The organism is Lactiplantibacillus sp. ME-2 (assembly GCF_022549155.1).
Taxonomy (GTDB): Bacteria; Bacillota; Bacilli; order Lactobacillales; family Lactobacillaceae; genus Lactiplantibacillus; species Lactiplantibacillus plantarum.
This window is the reverse complement of sequence record NZ_JAKZEQ010000169.1, coordinates 1-224: the sequence shown is the minus strand read 5'-3', so window position 1 is coordinate 224 and position 224 is coordinate 1. Positions and strand designations below refer to the sequence as shown.

Annotated in this window: 1 protein-coding gene and 1 pseudogene; both read left to right on the top strand. The window is 38.4% G+C overall.

Annotation, left to right across the window (positions count from 1 at the left end; translation table 11 throughout):
• Positions 1-28: 28 nt before the first annotated feature.
• Positions 29-112 (top strand): annotated as a pseudogene (locus MMY95_RS16170) (hypothetical protein); the annotation flags it as partial.
• Entirely contained in the window at positions 84-161 is a 78-nt protein-coding gene (locus tag MMY95_RS16165; protein WP_235708434.1) for a putative holin-like toxin, read from the top strand. The pseudogene MMY95_RS16170 and the gene MMY95_RS16165, both read left to right, overlap by 29 nt.
• Positions 162-224 lie beyond the last annotated feature (63 nt).

Below are 224 nucleotides of genomic sequence, written 5' to 3'. Positions count from 1 at the left end.
TGCTTATGGTGTTAAACCTTTAAAGCCCATAAATCCTAACGAAAGGAGTAGCCTAGGTGTCCGTTGCGGACGCTTTACAATTAATGCTGGCTTTCGGTACTTTTATCGTGGCCTTAATCGCATTAATTGTTGAGCTGATCAAAAGTAAGCAAAAAAAATAACCGCCTTAGTGACCTATACCCCCAAAGTTAAAGTAAAAGCTTTAGCTTTGGAGGTATTTTTTA

Excerpts from the sequence above, each read along its gene's own strand:
- MMY95_RS16165 (WP_235708434.1), top strand. The coding sequence starts at position 84 with ATGCTGGCTTTCGGTACTTTTATCGTGGCCTTAATCGCATTAATTGTT.